Source organism: Jilunia laotingensis (assembly GCF_014385165.1).
In the GTDB taxonomy this organism is placed as follows: domain Bacteria; phylum Bacteroidota; class Bacteroidia; order Bacteroidales; family Bacteroidaceae; genus Bacteroides; species Bacteroides laotingensis.
Genome location: NZ_JACRTF010000001.1, coordinates 1,284,937 through 1,301,673, shown reverse-complemented (window position 1 = coordinate 1,301,673; position 16,737 = coordinate 1,284,937). Strand labels below are relative to the sequence as shown.

The following is a 16,737-nucleotide window of genomic DNA, read 5'->3' as shown; positions in this document are numbered from 1 at the left end:
ATCTTTGCAGCCAATTCAAAACTCCTATTTTTATGAAAACGAAAAGGTTTGTATTATGTCTGTTTACAGCTCTCCTGTTGGCGGGCATTTGCTGTATTTCATGCGGAAACATTTCCCGGGCGAAAGCTGAGAATAACTCTTCTATGGAAGTGGAGGATTTCAATACCTTCCTTGAGAAATTTACCTCTAGTGCCGCTTATCAGTATGAACGCATCAAATTCCCTTTGAAAACCCCTATCACCTTATTGACTGACGACGGGAACAGTGAAAAGACTTTTCCGTTTACCAAGGAAAAATGGCCGCTTTTGGATGGAGAAACGTTGAAAGTGGAGCGTATCACTCAAGATGAGGGAGGAATCTACGTCTCTCAGTTTACGCTGGACGAACCAGCCCATAAGGTTTTTGAAGCCGGATATGAAGAATCGGAAATCGATCTGCGCGTAGAATTCGAGTTGATCGGTGACAAATGGTATGTGACCGATTGTTATACCGGTTGGTATGGTTTTGACCTGCCGATTAGCGAGTTGAAAGAAACGATCCAGCAGGTGCAGGAAGATAATAAAACGTTTAAAGAGATTCATCCGTAGTCTGTCAGAAATTGTTATCTTTCTGGCAACTGAGATGATTGAGCGATGATTGAGATTTAAAGTAAATCTTTGTGTTTGTAAGTGGTTGATAACCAATGTTTATGATGAGTCGTTTTTACCTCGGTGATCAACGACCTGTTCCTCGGTGATGAAGCCCCCCTTCATCGGTGAGGAAGGGGGACTTCATCGGTGATCTCCAAGGTGTTTCCCGGAGCTGGGAAATATTAGCAATTTTAGGCAGTAATTATGTAAGATAATCTTCCTTAATCCTTCCTCAAATCGTTCCTATTGCCGCCTGATACTTTGCAAGGCTTGTACTCTTATGGATCGTTTTCCATGCTTTATGGCCGATCTGAGGTTCCAGATATTCCCAGAATACTTTCATCTTATTGAGAAGTTGCGATTCTCCACCTTGAATTTGCGCGTCATAATCCTTAAATACGAGTTTGTGCAGAGTGAAGAGCTTCTCCTTCATTTCTTCCGAAGATAACACTCTTCCTTCTTTATATTCCAAAGCAAGTGCCGGATTCGCTAATAATCCGCGTCCTATCATGATGCCTGCCAAGGAAGGGAGGCGGTTTTGGATTTGTTCTATGTCTTCCAGCGTTTTAATATCTCCGTTGTAGATCAATGGATGGCGACAATCCTCTGCAAAAGCACGGAAGCTTTCGAGGTCTGTTTCACCTTTGTACTGTTGTTTTCCCAGCCGGGGATGCAGAGTGATATGTGTTAGCGGGAGTTCATTCAATATCGGAAGCAGGCGTATACACTCACCGGGATCTTCCCATCCCAGACGCATCTTTATGGAAAAACGGATTTCAGGATGCTGCCGTACCACATCCATTATTTTGTCAACTTCTTCCGGGAAAGGAAGTATTCCTGATCCGTTGCACCGTTTGGCTAAAAGGGGGAAAGGACAGCCCATGTTTATATCCGCCTCTTTATAATTCCTTTCGATGAATTGGCCCAAAATCTTCTCTATCTTGTCTTTTTGGGCACCGATAAGTTGAGGTACCAGATGGGGTACACGGTTCTGTGCCGGATCAATGTCCCGTAAGTCTTTATTCCGGAAATTTCCTTTCTCCAAACGTACAAAAGGAGTATAATAAGTATCTACTCCACCAAAAACGGTGGCATGTGCATTACGGTATATTGCCTCGGTATATCCTTGTAGCGGGGCAAAAAAAATGGGGAGTGCGGTAGCGTTCATTAGAAATTATTTTAGGAATAAAGAATGATTTTCTTCACTTTTTATGAGGTATTAAGATGAAACTAGTTACAAAAGTACTATTTTTGTCTGAGTTATTGAAATGGGAACTACTATGAAAGTAAAAAAAATAAGTGCTGCCAATGTGGAAGTAGATTCACTTCCTAAATTAATGGATAAAGAGAAGATCGCTTTTCAACCTGTCGGCCATGTAAATTGGAAGGAATATCCTTATCGTCCGAAAGTGGAATTTCGGATTGCCCACACGGATCGTTCGTTCCTTTTGAACTTCAGGGTGACAGAAAATAGCGTCCGTGCCCGTTATGGGGAGGATAACGGCTCGGTATGGACGGATTCTTGTGTAGAGTTCTTTTCTGTTCCTGCAGGAGATGATATCTACTATAATATAGAATGCAACTGTATCGGAACGGTTCTGGTGGGAGCCGGTGCCCAACGTAACAACCGCGAACACGCTCCGGCAGAGGTGACTGCACGGATTCAGCGCTGGTCGAGCCTCGGACGTACACCTTTTGAAGAGAGGATGGAAGATACCTCTTGGGAGGTGGCATTGGTGATTCCTTATTCGGTCTTCTTCAAGCATCAGTTAGACTCTTTGGACGGGAAGACCATTAAAGCCAATTTCTATAAATGCGGTGATGAATTGCGGACTCCCCACTTCCTTTCCTGGAATCCGATCAATATAGAGAAACCGGACTTCCATCGCCCGGATTTCTTTGGAATGTTAGAGATGGAATAATAACCAATTGTTTGTTTAATTTTTAATGGGTAATTGCCTTTGTGCAATGTGCTTTCTATTGTTAATGGAAATGCGGGGCTTCCTTAAGCGTTCTTTCTGAGATTGTTTTTTAGTTTATAGAAAGACGTATGATGATCCGGGTGATCCCCAAAAGGAAGTGCAAGCCCAAAAAGATAGTAAAAGGAAACCGAATAAAAAGCTTTGGAAAGAAAACTTAAACAGGCTAAGAATCTCCGAATACGAAATATGATTAAATCCCGATTTTTCTTTTTATTACTTGTTTGCATCTTCTCATTGAACGTGCAAGCCGTTTTGGCTGAAAGACAATATTATTTCCGTACGCTGGATATTAATAACGGACTCTCCCAAAACACCGTATATGATATCATTCAAGACCGGACAGGATTTTTGTGGTTCGCAACCGCCAATGGACTGAACCGTTACGACGGTTTGTCCTTTCAGGTATTTGTGAAAGAGAACGGGGGGCTTGGAAATAATTTTGTCACTGCCCTTTATGAAGATGCTTCAGGGCAGATATGGGTGGGTACGGATGACGGAGTGTATATTTATACTCCTGAAACGGAATCTTTCCGCTATTTTGATATGAAAAGTGATTTGGGCACTACTATGCGATCGACCGTTTCGGTCATCCAGGGAGATGAACAAGGAAACGTCTGGATATCTGTCAGTGCGCAGGGATTGTTCTGTTATAATCCTATAACGGACAAGTTGAGGGAAATAAAGATAGAGGATTACAAAGAACGATTGCTTCATGCCTCCAGTCTTCTGTTCCTGCCGGACGGGACGGCCTATATTGCTTTGTTCGGAGGAGGGATTTTCTATTCGAACGATAAGTTTAAGACGATGCATTCCTTTAAGGATCCGGACGGGAACGATCCTTTTGCCAATTTATTGGGACGGCAAATGACTCTTGGAAGATATAACCGCTTATATGTAGGTACGAATAAAGCCGGATTACTCGAGATTGACTTATCTACCAATAAAGTCCGTTCGTTGCTGCAAAAGGACGAGAATGGAGATGCTTTGTTTGTCCGTGAGATCGTGGAATATTCGGATGATGAACTTTGGATCGGTACCGAGTCCGGGTTGTATATTTACAATACTCGTACGGGACAGTCCGTACATCTGATGAAACAGATTGGTGATGCCTATTCCTTAAGTGACAATGCCATTTATTCGATCATTAAAGATCAGGAAGGAGCCATGTGGATAGGCTCCTATTTCGGTGGTGTCAACTACTATCCCAAACAGTATTCTTATTTCGAAAAACTCTATCCGAAAGACATGGGCATGGATGAAGTCGGTCAACGTGTTCGCGAGATAGTTGAAGACAATTCGGGCAATCTCTGGATTGGTACGGAGGACAAGGGGCTGTTTTGCTATGACCCGGTGACTCGTACGATGAAAGCGTTTCAACATCCGTCTATTTATCATAATGTACATGGCTTGTGCCTGGACGACAACTATCTTTGGGTCGGTACTTTCTCGCAAGGATTGAACCGGATCGATCTGCGTACAAAAAGCGTGAAAGCCTATCTCCGGGGCGATAACTCTTCTCCTCAAAGTGTAAAGGTGGATCACATATTCACGATTTGCCGTCTTGCCTCGGGCGATATGCTCATGGGTTGTCCCAACGGTATGATCAGATACGACCGGGCTAAGGATGATTTTTCTTGGATACCGGAACTAAAAGGTATCTTTTTTTATGATATACTGGAAGATTCGGACGGAAACATTTGGGGCGCTTCTTATGCACGGGGAGTGTTCCGGCTAAATGTGCATACGGGAAAATGGGAGAGCTTCACGCACGATGCGAAAGATCCCGACAGTCTGCCTTACGACAGGGTGTTGAGTGTCTTTGAGGATAGTAACAGGCAGATATGGTTCACTACACAAGGGAAAGGCTTTTGCCGTTTCGATCCGGTGAAGAAGGGGTTTGTCAATTACGACTTGGCGGATGACCTCGCAGGAAATGTCGTTTCGCGCATCGTGGAAGATGACCAGGGATTGTTCTGGGTCACGACGAATAAGGGCTTGGTACGTTTCAATCCTAAAACGGCTGAGATGAAGGTGTATACAACTGCCAATGGGCTGGTAAGCAACCAGTTCAATTATCAATCGGGCTATAAGGATAAGAACGGAACCATCTATCTAGGCAGTATCAAAGGGATCGTATCCTTCAATCCCAAGACTTTTACCGATAACACCTTTCTGCCTCCGGTGGTTATCACGGATTTTATGATTTTTGATAAGAAGGTGACGGTCGGTGCGGAAGGCTCTCCGTTGAAGGAAAGTATTACTACTTCCAAGGAAATCGAGCTTGCTTATGACCAGAACTCTTTCTCGTTCCGCATTGCCGCCCTGAGCTATCAGGCTCCGGAGATGAACAAGCTGATCTATAAGATGGAAGGGTTTGATAAGGAGTGGTATACGGCTATGGATCACAACCTGGTGACTTATTCCAATCTTCCTTACGGGGACTATACGCTTATGATCAAAGGCTCGAACAGCGATGGTGTTTGGAACAATGACGTGCGTACGCTGAAAATTCATGTCCTTCCGCCTTTCTACCTGTCCGTATGGGCCTACCTGTTTTATTTTGCATTGGCCATCGGAGGGATCGTTTTTGTAATAATCTATTTCAGAAAGCGTTCACAGTTGAAACACCAGATGCAAATGGAGAAGTTTGAACAGGAGAAAGAGCGTGAGTTCTATACCGCCAAGATTGATTTCTTTACGAATGTAGCCCATGAGATTCGTACTCCTCTGACGCTTATCAAGAGTCCCCTTGAGAACATCCTTCGTAAACATTCCTTTGCGCATGAAGTGGAAACCGATCTGAAAATCATGGATCAGAATGCCGAACGGTTGCTGAATCTGACCAATCAGTTGCTCGATTTCAGGAAGACGGAGAGTGGCGGATTCAGGCTGAATCTTGTGGAGAACGATATTGTGGCTCTTGTAGAACGTACCTTCGTTCGTTTTACACCGTTGGCAAAGCAAAAGGGATTGGACTTCACGCTTGAATTGCCTGAGACGGCTTTCTCGTCCTTGGTCGATCGTGAAGCTTTGACGAAAATAATCAGTAACTTGCTGACGAATGCTTTAAAATACTCCTCAACGTATGCACATGCACGCCTGTCGGTAGAAGGGGATGCTTTTTGTTTCAAGATTTGTAATGACGGGGAGGTGATACCTCGCGGGAATCGCGAAGAGATCTTCCAACCGTTTGTCCGTTACAAAGAGGGCAAGAATGTTGCTACGGGTACAGGCATCGGGCTTGCTCTTGCCCGTTCGCTGGCGGAACAGCATCAAGGAACCTTGAAGATGGATGACTGCGAGGAACGCAATTGTTTCCTGTTGATGGTTCCTATCCGGCATTCGGAAAGTAAGGAGGCGGATGATGCGGCAAAACCTGTATTGACCGGAACGGGAGAAGCGGTGGAAGAAGAACAAGTCAAAAAAGTAAATACGGGAGCTGACAGGAATCGCAAACCTATCGTATTGGTGGTGGAAGACAATCCTGATATGCTGTCATTTATATCCCGGCAATTATCGGAAGATTACCAGCTTCTGACCGCTACCAATGGGCTGGAAGGTCTGAAAGCATTGGAAGGCGAAGGGGTAAATCTGATTGTAAGCGATGTCATGATGCCGGAGATGGATGGACTTGAACTGTGCGAACGGGTCAAATCGGATATTAATTCAAGCCATATCCCCGTCATATTGCTTACTGCGAAAACATCGGTACAATCGAAAATCGAAGGTCTGCGAACCGGTGCAGATGCTTATATTGAGAAACCTTTCTCTGTGGAGCATCTGAAAGCCAACATTGATAACTTGTTGAATAACCGTGAAAAGCTTCGTCAGGCATTTGTCAATTCTCCTTTTATCTCCTTCAACTCGATGGCGATGACAAAGGCAGATGAGCTGTTCATAAAGGCATTGGACGAAGTAATGCAGGCGAATATATCCGAATCTGATTTCAGCGTGGACGATTTGGCAAGTGCCATGAATATGAGCCGTTCGAGCTTGAACCGTAAGATCAGGGGAGTTCTAGACATGTCGCCCAATGACTACATTCGTATCGAACGGTTGAAGAAGGCAGCTTGCTTGCTGAAAGAGAAAGTTTGCAAAGTGAACGAGGTGTGCTACATGGTTGGTTTCAATACGCCTTCTTATTTTGCGAAATGTTTCCTCAAGCAATTCGGAGTATTGCCTAAGGATTTTGAATAAAACCGAAGCCTGTTTATGTCCTTTGCTTTCTTTTACGGGAGCTTTTAGCAAAATGACACTTTGGGTTTTCGATATGCTCTACGCTGCGTTTTTTACGCCTCATAGTCCATCTGCCAGGAAAAAATGCAGTGTAGGGCCATCCGGTTTATCTGTTTTGTCAGCAAAGGTGGAGTAATGACTTGAATGTTGCCGGGTTTTCCTCCCACCCGTTGACAAGTGGTAGATTTTATGGCTCTATCGGTTCATTCTGTCAAAATAGAATGTGTCAGCTTTGAGTATGAAATAGAGATGAAAGCGATAAATAAAGTGTTTCCCGTCCAGAATAAAGTTTTAGTTTCAGGGAAAAGGTTGCTTTGTTTGTTGATAATGGTTACTTCATTCGTTGGCTACGGCTACTCAACCCGTTGGTGATAGCTACCCAATTCGTTGGCAATGGCTACTCCATCTGCTGGTAATAGCTACCCGGCACGCTGATTATTACTATTCCATCTGTTGAACAAGGTAATTTTATGCCTTAATCAGTATGATTCTTCCTTTTTCGATGCTGAAAATGACTTTATGCCAATCTGTTTCATCTTATTTTAAAGATGGATGGGTTAGTAAAAAGGAGATATAGGAAGCATATTGGCAGGTTAGAATGGATATTACTGTCAGTAAGATTAATGGGATTACATGTACAACTCATTGTTTTTGTAATCCCAATACTATGAGATCAAACCGTATCCTCGTCATTTTGTAACTCCTGACTGAGTTTACTTTCTAATTCTTCAATGGAAGGCAATCCCGATTTGATATTTTTAGGTAATATCCTTCCTAATTCGTAGTCAGAAATACCAATGGGCTTGTGTACGTCACGCAATGCATATTCAGCCATGATTCGATCTTTATTCTGACATAGGAGTAAGCCAATTGTTTGGCTATCCCCTTCCCGGCAGAGAATATCGTCCACAGCGGAACAGTAAAAGTTTAATTTTCCGATATATTCGGGCTGGAACTCACCTTTTTTTAATTCCACGACTAAATATCGGTGCATAAAAGCGTTGTACATAAGGATGTCGATGTAGAAATCTTTTTCAGACACTTCGATGTGGTACTGTCTCCCCATGAAAGCAAAGCCTGCTCCCATCTGAATAAGGAACTTTTCAATATGTTTGATTAAGCCTATCTCCACATCCCGTTCATCATATTCTTCCGTGAATGTCAGCATATCGAAGATATAAGGGTCTTTCAAGGTTTCTTTTACTTGCTTCGCTTGTATTTCGGGGAGCGTGGTGTCGAAATTATTTGCCAATGCACCGTAAGAGTTGTAGTAGTCCTGATTGATGGCTTCGATTAGAAAATCACGTGTCCAACCGTTTTTTAAGCATTGTATCATATACCAATACCGGGCTTTTAGGTCTTTAACTCTTTGCATCAGTGCAACATTATGTGACCAACTTAGTTGTTTGATGGGTAATGTTATAGCAGCCTTTTGTAAATGCGCAACGGCTCGTTGCGTATTTGTAAGTTGTTGATTATATTCATTATAGAACTGTATCATCACTTGACAGTTCCTTACGGAGAATCCTTTCACCTTCGGATAATCGTTCTTTAAGTCTTTAGAAAGCTGTTCGAGCGCATTGTTACCCCACCCAATCAGTTTCTGGCTTTCGTATAGTAGTTTGCCGATATCCCAATACATGGATAGCATTTCTTCATTAGCTGCATAAATAGCTTTTTTCTGGGCAAGTGCTACTCTTGCCTTAACCTCTTTAAGTAAGTGGGTGTAGTTGAAGGCATTGATTTGAGTTTCCATTTTATTGTTTTATTTGAGTTTAAATAGGTTAAGGAATCCTTTTCCCTTAACCTGATCAAGAAAAACAGCCGATCAGCTTTTGTGAAAGGACTGATTGACAAAGATAATGATAATAAAAGGATTACGGTCATAATCTTTGATGTTTCTCGCTATTCTTTCATCTATTTATCCACTTCCATGCAATCATTTGTAAATTACGGTTATTTAGTTCGTCTTCTGGAAATCATTCCATCCATCGTCCTTTTTGAGATATGAATGCCTTGATTACCTGGCTTATCATCAATGCTTCGAATAAAACCCCGGTTTCATTCGATTACCTGTAGTTTCTTACACTTAAGATGAATTCTTGACCGGATTATTCTATTTATTGGCTCGAACTTTTATCCTGTATACCTTGTGAACCGATAACTTTGCGTTCATCAAACCCGAAATTAAATAGATTATGAAAAACTTGAAGGACTCCTCTGAGGCAACCGTCTCGATCTTGTTCCCATCAAGGTATATAAAATGATAAGAGGAATATTATGAAACGATTTATTATGAGCGCTGCTGCCTTGGGATTGGCATCGGTCTCTTTTGCACAAAGTGCGGAAAAGCCCAATTTTGTCTTGTTCATAGCCGATGACTGTTCGCATTACGACTTAGGATGCTACGGCAGTCCGGATTCGAAGACACCTAATATCGACCGTTTTGCTACGCAGGGAGTTCGTTTTACGCAATGCTATCAGGCAGTCCCTATGTCGTCCCCGACGCGCCATAACCTTTATACCGGTTTGTGGCCTGTACATAGCGGTGCATACCCCAACCATACGATAGCCGATGAAGGAACCAAGAGTGTGGTTCACCATTTGGGAGCGCAAGGCTACCGGGTGGCATTGATCGGCAAATCGCATGTCGAACCGGAGTCTGTTTTCCCCTTCGATCCTTATGTGCCCTCCATAAAAGGAAATGATATCAATTTTGAAGCAGTTGAACAGTTTATAAAGGAATGTAAGGCAAGTGGTACGCCATTCTGTCTGTTTGTTGCCTCCCACCAGCCGCATACCCCTTGGAACAAAGGCGATGCCTCCCAGTTTGATGCCGATAAACTGACGCTTCCGCCTATGTATGTCGATATGCCCGAGACCCGTACGCAACTGACTCATTATCTTGCAGAGATCAATTACATGGATAATGAATTCGGGAAAGTGCTGGACATCATGGATAAAGCGGATGTGACCGATAATACGGCCACCGTCTATCTCAGTGAACAGGGAAACAGTTTCCCGTTTGCCAAATGGACTTGTTATGATGCGGGAGTACATTCTGCATGTATCGTACGTTGGCCCGGTGTGGTGAAACCCGGTACGGTCAGTGATGCTATGGTAGAATATGTCGATATAGTTCCTACGTTTATAGATATTGCCGGAGGGAAACCTGTTGCTCCCGTGGACGGTAAGAGTTTCAAACCGGTGCTGACCGGCAAGAAGAAAGACCATAAACAATATACGTATTCCATGCAGACTACCCGTGGCATCTTTCATGGAAGTGACTACTACGGCATCCGTTCGGTGGCCGATAAAGAATACCGCTACATCGTTAATCTGACTCCCGAGATGGAGTTCAGGAATGCTATGACGCACCTGCCTATTTATGATAAATGGCGTCAAAAGGTAGCGAATGATCCTAAGATGAAGCCCATTTTCGATAAATACCAGCACCGTCCGGCAATCGAACTTTATAATACGAAAGAAGACCCGTATTGCCTGAACAATCTGGCGGACGATCCTAAATATGCATCTGTTATAAAAAGGATGGACGGTAAGTTGAAAGCATGGATGAAGTCATGTGGCGATGAAGGGCAGCCTACTGAAATGCGGGCTTTGGAACATCAGGCGAGGAATAAAAAGTAAATAGGTAAGTGCATAGTTCTCAATAGGTTTTTATTCTGTAGCTTGCTCCCTTCACCATTCAGTTGTTTATTGATAAGTAAGACTGAAAGAGTGAAGGGGGTTCTTAAGTAATCCGAATATTTTTTATAAGGTATCAATCGATAAATTAAATGCTATGAGATATACGATTCATTTTTTTATGTGCTTTGTGCTGAGCTGCATGAGCCTTTACGGACAAGACAAAGAAGATGTCCTGATCTATATGAATCCTTTGTTGGACAGAGGACCCGACCCGTGGACTTGGTTTTATGAAGGCAAGTATTACTATATAAATTCCGGACAGGGTAAGTTATGGTTACGCGCTACGGAAGATATTACTGATTTGCGAAATGCCGAAGCGAAAGCTATTTGGACACCTACTGATCCGTCCAATTCAAAACATCTTTGGGCACCCGAGATACACCGTATTAACGGTAAATGGTATGTCTATTATGCTGCGGACGACGGCAATACGGATAATCACCAACTGTACGTATTGGAGAATTCCAGCAACGATCCTTTTGCCGGAGAGTTTGTCATGAAAGGACGTATCAGTACCGATAAAGATAATAACTGGGCAATTGATGGCTCCGTTTTTGAGCATAACGGTGAGTTGTATCTGGTGTGGTCGGGCTGGCAGACCAGAAGGGTAAACGTGGAGACCCAATGCATCTATATTGCTAAAATGTCAGATCCCTGGACGTTGAGTTCCGAGCGTGTACTTCTTTCCAAACCCGATTTGGAGTGGGAGAGAAGGTATATCAGTCCGAACGGCCAGAAGCCGGGGCATGTGATCTATGTCAACGAAGGGCCACAGCCTTTGAAAAGTCCGAAAGGTAAATATATTCATATTGTTTATTCAGCCAGCGGTTGCTGGACACCTTATTATGCGTTGGGAATGCTGACTGCCAGGACGGATGCAAATCTATTGGATCCTGGTTCATGGGAGAAATCGGTTGAACCCGTTTTTAAGCAATCGCCCGAGAATGGTGTATACAGTACGGGGCACAACAGTTTCTTCAAATCTCCCGATGGAAAGGAGGATTATATTCTTTATCATGCCCGTGACAGAGTGACCGAATCGCCTAGCTCCGGAGAAACACGCTCACCGCGCGCCCAGAAGTTCGTCTGGAAAGAGAATGAGTATCCTGATTTTGGCTCGCCGCTTCCTACCTCTATGAAGCTGCCAAAACCTTCGGGAACAAAAAGCAAATAACGGAACTTTTTAAAACAGATGTAATGAAATCATTCGCAAAAGTAGCGGGTAGCTTATCAACAATCGTCGTGCTGACGTTACCGTCAGGGCATGTAGCATCTCAGACTGTTCGTATGAACAAACCCAATATTGTTATTATTCTGGCAGACGATCAGGGTTACGGGGGAGTTAATTGCTATCCGCATATAAAAAGAATTGTCACACCGAATATCGATGAATTGGCTGAAAGCGGAGTGAAATGTATGCAGGGATATGCATCTGGTCACCTTTCAAGTCCGACCCGTGCTGGTCTTATGACCGGAAAATATCAACAGAGTTTTGGCTTCTATGGGCTGTCTACGCCACATGTGGGAGGTATTCCGAAAGACCAGAAAATGTTGAGCGAATATCTTTTGGAAAATGGATACAGCACGGCTTGTATCGGTAAGTGGCATTTGGGCGATTATATCCGGAGCCATCCTAATAATCGCGGTTTCCAGACTTTCTACGGATTCATAAACGGTTTGCATGACTATTACGACCCGCTGGTGGGTGGTTCGTGGGACGGAGTATACAGTGGATTGGCTTTTACTTTGGACAACATGGATCCGGTAGTCGATATGGAATACTCTACTTATGAGTATACCAACCGGGCTATCCGCTTTATTGAAAAGAATGTCGATAACCCCTTTTTCCTCTACCTGCCTTATAATGCTATTCATTCGCCTTTACAGGCACCTGAAGAATTGATAGGCGAATTGGCGAATAATCCAGCGGAAGTCGGTAAGGATGATATCGCCCGTGCTATGACTTTTGCACTCGACCAGGGAGTGGGTAAAGTGGTAGAAACTTTGGAGCGCCTCGGTTTACGAGAGAATACGATCATCTTCTATCTGAGTGACAACGGTGCGGTGGATTACAGTGATAAATGGGAATTTCGTGGGAAGAAAGGTTCTTATTATGAAGGAGGCATCCGTGTTCCGTTTATTGTTAGCTATCCGCCAGAGATAGCCAAGGGAACGGTTTATGATCAACCGGTGATGAGTATTGACATCGCTCCCACTATCATGGCTCTGGCTGGAATTTCCCAAGACGACATGCATGGAGTGGACTTAATGCCTTATCTGACTGGTAAGAATAAGGACGTTCCGCATGATGTCCTCTATTGGAGTACTGAAAAGGAAAGTGATACTCAAGTAGAGAAGAATTCGTTTGCCATCCGGCAGGGAAAATGGAAACTGGTTTCCGATCCCGCCATTGAAAAAGACTGTAATCTATACGATATCGAGACAGATCCTCAGGAAATGATCGGGCTTAAAGAAAAATATCCCGAAAAGTATAAGGAGTTATATGCTATGTATCTTGAATGGATCAATCAGATGCCCGATGAATTGGCTAATGGTGAAAATGCGCGGTTGAAAGGGATGGAATTGATGAGAAAATATCAGAAGAACTTGAAGAAAGCCGGTAAAAAGGCTGTTCCTTTATCATTTGGGGAACAGGTAAGTAGAAAAAAATAGAGAAAAAGGGTCGTCTTTCTCCTGACAGAAATCAGATAGCGGTTTTTATCCTATTCCTGTCTAAAGTGATTAATAATATCTGTTCAACTATTGTTTTTTAACACGTTAAAGGGCTTTTTGGCTTGTTTCTTCTATTTGTTGAACAGATATTTTTCTAATATTCAATCTTCATTGCCTATGTTTGCGATATCAAAAAGAAGTTAACTGCAAATACATATGTTTCATTTTAAAAAGGGGATGCCTATGAATTAACATCATATTGGATAAAACTACTTTACTGGATAATTATATTTATTATGCCAGTATCCACTAAGAAAATCAATTAAAGTTATTACTTATTATCTATACAATTATGAAAATAAAACATTTGGATGGATTATATAATAGATCCGTCTTCCGTATCATGACAATGATCCTGTTCTTTTTATTTCTTGGGGTCGGTAATACATTTTCTAATGTAAATGCTTCGAATGCTCCTGATGAGCAATTGCAACAGGGAAAGAAAATCAAAGGTGTTGTAAGAGATGAGACCGGTGAGCCTATTATCGGTGCCAATGTTATTGAAAAAGGTACCAGTAACGGTCTTATTACTGATCTTGACGGTGCTTTCTCTCTTGAAGTTAAGCCGGGATCGACACTCGTCATCTCATATATTGGTTATATCAGTCAGGAAATTCCGATAACAGACAATACCACTACGTTGAACATTAAGCTTGTGGAAGATTCAAAAACACTCGATGAAGTAGTGGTGGTTGGTTACGGTACGATGAAAAAGAGCGACTTAACAGGTTCCGTATCTTCTTTCCGTAAGAAGGATATGAATCAAGGTGTGAACTCTTCTTTGTCAGGATTACTGCAAGGTAAAGCTGCCGGTGTACAGGTGACTCAGGCAAGTGCCGAACCGGGTGGTGGTATCACTATTCAGGTGCGTGGTGCCGGTTCTGTGAATGCAGAATCAGGTCCATTGTACGTTGTCGATGGTTTGCCTATTGAGACAAGTAATGTAGTTTCCGGTAGTGGTAATGGTATGCCGGGTATGCGTGTGGCAAGAAGCCCCATCAGTAACATAAACCCTGCTGATATCGAATCTATCGAAATCTTGAAAGATGCTTCTGCAACAGCTATCTATGGTGCCCGTGGTGCGAACGGTGTTGTTTTGGTGACAACGAAAAAAGGTGCTTCCGGTAAGATGAAGGTAAACTATAGCGGTTTTGTTGGAATGCAGGTAAAGAAAGATATGATTGAAGTTTTGAATGCGGAAGATTACAAACGTATTCTCAACGAGATACAGGCAACACCGGGTTCCAACGTATCCGATAGTGAGATCGTAGGTGAAATACAAGATGGAGGTACTGACTGGCAGAACGAAATGTTGCGGACTGCTGTCGTACAAAGCCATAGCCTCTCGTTTACCGGTGGTACTGAAAAGACTAAATTCTTTACTTCTTTGAACTACTTCGATCAGGATGGTATCATGAAAAATACCAATTATAAGCGTTATGATGGTCGTGTCAATTTGGATTACAAAGAGGACAGATTCAACTTCGGCACAAATATCACAGCGTCCTATACGCATGATGACATTGTTCCGATCGGTTTCTCAACGAATGAAGAAGGTAGTGCGCTTTATGCAGCCAGAGGCTTTGACCCGACTTTAAGAACTTTCAATGATGACGGAACTTACCAGACTTCTTCACTGATCAATCTGGATAACCCGTTGGCTTTGTTGAATGGTAAAACTAGCCAGACATCAACTTACCGTACTTTAGGAACTGCTTTCTTGGAATATACTATTTTGAAGGGTTGGACGGTAAAGGCTAATTTAGGTTTTGACTATATAAACAGTCGCCGTGATTCTTATGTTTCTGAAATTACTAAATCGGGTAAGGCTAAGTCCGGTATCGCTTCTATTCTGACAGGTACACGTAGTAATTACCTGACTGAGTTTACAACCAACTATAACAGAGATCTGCCACATAACAGCAGTATTAATGCAATGGCCGGTTTCACCTACCAGAAGTTCTCTTATAATAGTTTTGATGGTAATGGTTCGGGTTTCCCGGTCGATGAAATCATGACAAACAATATGGGCATGGCCGATCCGTCTCTGTACGGCATGGGTAGCTCTAAAAACAATAACAAGTTAATGTCTTATATCGGTCGTGTCAACTATAATATGTTCGATGTGTTATTGTTCACTGCTACATTGCGTATTGATGGTTCTTCCCGCTTTGGTAAAAACAATCGTTTCGGTTATTTCCCTTCGGGAGCCGTTGCATGGAAATTGCATCAGCATGACTTTATCAAAAACCTGAATGTTTTCAGCAACCTGAAAGCAAGAGCTAGTTTCGGACGTACAGGTAACCAAGACATTGGTAATTTCTTGTCAATCGTTACTTACGGAACAGGAGCCAAGATGGTTTTGGATGGCAAACCAGTCGTATCATTCGGCCCTCAGCGTATTGCCAATCCTGATTTGAAATGGGAAACAACCGAGCAGATAAACGTAGGTCTGGATATGGGGTTCTTTGATAACCGTTTGAGCGTTTCTTTGGATTATTTCCAGAAGAATACATTCGATATGTTGTTCAACAAACCGATTCCTGCTTCTACGGGATATACTTCCATCATGCAGAACGTGGGTAACATCAGAAACCGTGGTTTTGAACTCACACTTGACTCACGGAACTTTGTCGGAGCATTCACATGGAATACCAGCTTGAACTTAAGTACGTTGAAGAACAAGGTAACTGATTTGTCCGGTCTGGCAGAAATTATCCACGGAGATGCCGGTCAGTCTACAAGTGATTTTGCCATTATCCGTGAAGGAGAAGCCTTGAACTCCTTCTTTGGTTACCAAACTGCTGGTATCTGGCAATCTGAAGAAGAAATCCAAGCTGCCGATCTGAAATATGCAGTGAAACCGGGTGACGTTCACTATGTTGACCAGAATGGTGATGGTGTGATTAACAGCGAAGACCGTGTGGTTTTGGGCAAATCTATCCCTTCATTCACATTCGGTTTGACGAACGAGCTTTCTTATAAGAATTTCACATTGAACTTCTTCATCGACGGAGCTACAGGCTTCAAGATATTGAATAATGCAATCGTTGAAACCCTTTATCCGGTCAGCCACCGTCGTAACCGTCTGGCAGAACCTTATCTGAACAGATGGACGGAGGATAATCCTTCTAATAAATGGCCTTCGTTTGTCAATCTTGCCGGTCGTCAGGGAGGTAAGGGTGTTTGCGACCTGAGTGTTGAAGACGGTTCTTACATCCGTTTGCAAACTGTACAGTTAAGCTACAATGTTCCATTGAAGAGCAATAAGATATTCAGCAAACTTGGTTTCTATATTTTGGGACAGAACCTTTTGACTCTGACTGGATACAGTGGACAAGACCCGACGTTGAACTCTAATGGAAACAGTACGTTGAAAGTAGATTTCAATGCTTATCCTTCTTACAGAACATTTTCATTTGGTGTAGAAATCGGTTTTTAATCTTAAA

At 42.8% G+C, this 16,737-nt stretch carries 9 protein-coding genes; 7 read left to right on the top strand and 2 right to left on the bottom strand.

All coding sequences use genetic code 11. The features are described from left to right. Window positions 1-32 precede the first annotated feature (32 nt). Window positions 33-587: a hypothetical protein gene (locus H8744_RS05075; RefSeq protein WP_262433796.1), complete on the top strand. Its 555-nt coding sequence runs from the start codon at window positions 33-35 to the stop codon at window positions 585-587. Window positions 588-861: 274 nt separating this feature from the next. Here H8744_RS05075 and H8744_RS05070 read toward each other — a convergent pair whose 3' ends face one another. After that, window positions 862-1,797, bottom strand: coding sequence for a tRNA-dihydrouridine synthase family protein (locus H8744_RS05070; protein ID WP_262433795.1), 936 nt, complete (start codon window positions 1,795-1,797; stop codon window positions 862-864). Between the two features lie 112 nt (window positions 1,798-1,909). On the opposite strand from H8744_RS05070, the gene H8744_RS05065 reads away from it, so the two are divergent. After that, window positions 1,910-2,551, top strand: coding sequence for a carbohydrate-binding family 9-like protein (locus H8744_RS05065; RefSeq protein WP_262433794.1), 642 nt, complete (start codon window positions 1,910-1,912; stop codon window positions 2,549-2,551). 246 nt (window positions 2,552-2,797) lie between these two features. Further along, entirely contained in the window at window positions 2,798-6,808 is a 4,011-nt protein-coding gene (locus H8744_RS05060) for a hybrid sensor histidine kinase/response regulator transcription factor (protein WP_305067446.1), read from the top strand. 712 nt (window positions 6,809-7,520) lie between these two features. On the opposite strand, the gene H8744_RS05055 is transcribed toward H8744_RS05060, so the two are convergent. Next, the gene (locus H8744_RS05055) at window positions 7,521-8,603 is read right to left on the bottom strand and encodes a PDDEXK nuclease domain-containing protein (RefSeq protein ID WP_262433792.1); all 1,083 of its coding nucleotides are present in this window, start codon (window positions 8,601-8,603) and stop codon (window positions 7,521-7,523) included. A 524-nt stretch (window positions 8,604-9,127) separates the two neighbouring features. Here H8744_RS05055 and H8744_RS05050 point away from each other — a divergent pair. The 4 genes from H8744_RS05050 (at window position 9,128) to H8744_RS05035 (ending at window position 16,730) form a co-directional block, all read left to right on the top strand. Continuing rightward, on the top strand, window positions 9,128-10,495 hold the full coding sequence (locus H8744_RS05050) for a sulfatase family protein (protein ID WP_262433791.1): 1,368 nt from the start codon (window positions 9,128-9,130) through the stop codon (window positions 10,493-10,495). Between the two features lie 154 nt (window positions 10,496-10,649). Continuing rightward, window positions 10,650-11,729 carry a glycoside hydrolase family 43 protein gene (locus H8744_RS05045; protein ID WP_262433790.1) on the top strand — a complete coding sequence of 360 codons (1,080 nt, stop codon included), beginning with the start codon at window positions 10,650-10,652 and terminating at the stop codon, window positions 11,727-11,729. A 23-nt stretch (window positions 11,730-11,752) separates the two neighbouring features. Next, complete coding sequence (locus H8744_RS05040; protein ID WP_262433789.1) at window positions 11,753-13,228, top strand: sulfatase family protein; 1,476 nt, start codon at window positions 11,753-11,755, stop codon at window positions 13,226-13,228. A gap of 352 nt (window positions 13,229-13,580) precedes the next feature. Further along, on the top strand, window positions 13,581-16,730 hold the full coding sequence (locus tag H8744_RS05035; protein WP_262433788.1) for a SusC/RagA family TonB-linked outer membrane protein: 3,150 nt from the start codon (window positions 13,581-13,583) through the stop codon (window positions 16,728-16,730). The last annotated feature ends 7 nt before the right edge of the window (window positions 16,731-16,737 follow it).

Excerpts from the sequence above, each read along its gene's own strand:
- H8744_RS05075 (WP_262433796.1), top strand. The coding sequence starts at position 33 with ATGAAAACGAAAAGGTTTGTATTATGTCTGTTTACAGCTCTCCTGTTG.
- H8744_RS05070 (WP_262433795.1), bottom strand. The coding sequence starts at position 1,797 with ATGAACGCTACCGCACTCCCCATTTTTTTTGCCCCGCTACAAGGATAT.
- H8744_RS05065 (WP_262433794.1), top strand. The coding sequence starts at position 1,910 with ATGAAAGTAAAAAAAATAAGTGCTGCCAATGTGGAAGTAGATTCACTT.
- H8744_RS05060 (WP_305067446.1), top strand. The coding sequence starts at position 2,798 with ATGATTAAATCCCGATTTTTCTTTTTATTACTTGTTTGCATCTTCTCA.
- H8744_RS05055 (WP_262433792.1), bottom strand. The coding sequence starts at position 8,603 with ATGGAAACTCAAATCAATGCCTTCAACTACACCCACTTACTTAAAGAG.
- H8744_RS05050 (WP_262433791.1), top strand. The coding sequence starts at position 9,128 with ATGAAACGATTTATTATGAGCGCTGCTGCCTTGGGATTGGCATCGGTC.
- H8744_RS05045 (WP_262433790.1), top strand. The coding sequence starts at position 10,650 with ATGAGATATACGATTCATTTTTTTATGTGCTTTGTGCTGAGCTGCATG.
- H8744_RS05040 (WP_262433789.1), top strand. The coding sequence starts at position 11,753 with ATGAAATCATTCGCAAAAGTAGCGGGTAGCTTATCAACAATCGTCGTG.
- H8744_RS05035 (WP_262433788.1), top strand. The coding sequence starts at position 13,581 with ATGAAAATAAAACATTTGGATGGATTATATAATAGATCCGTCTTCCGT.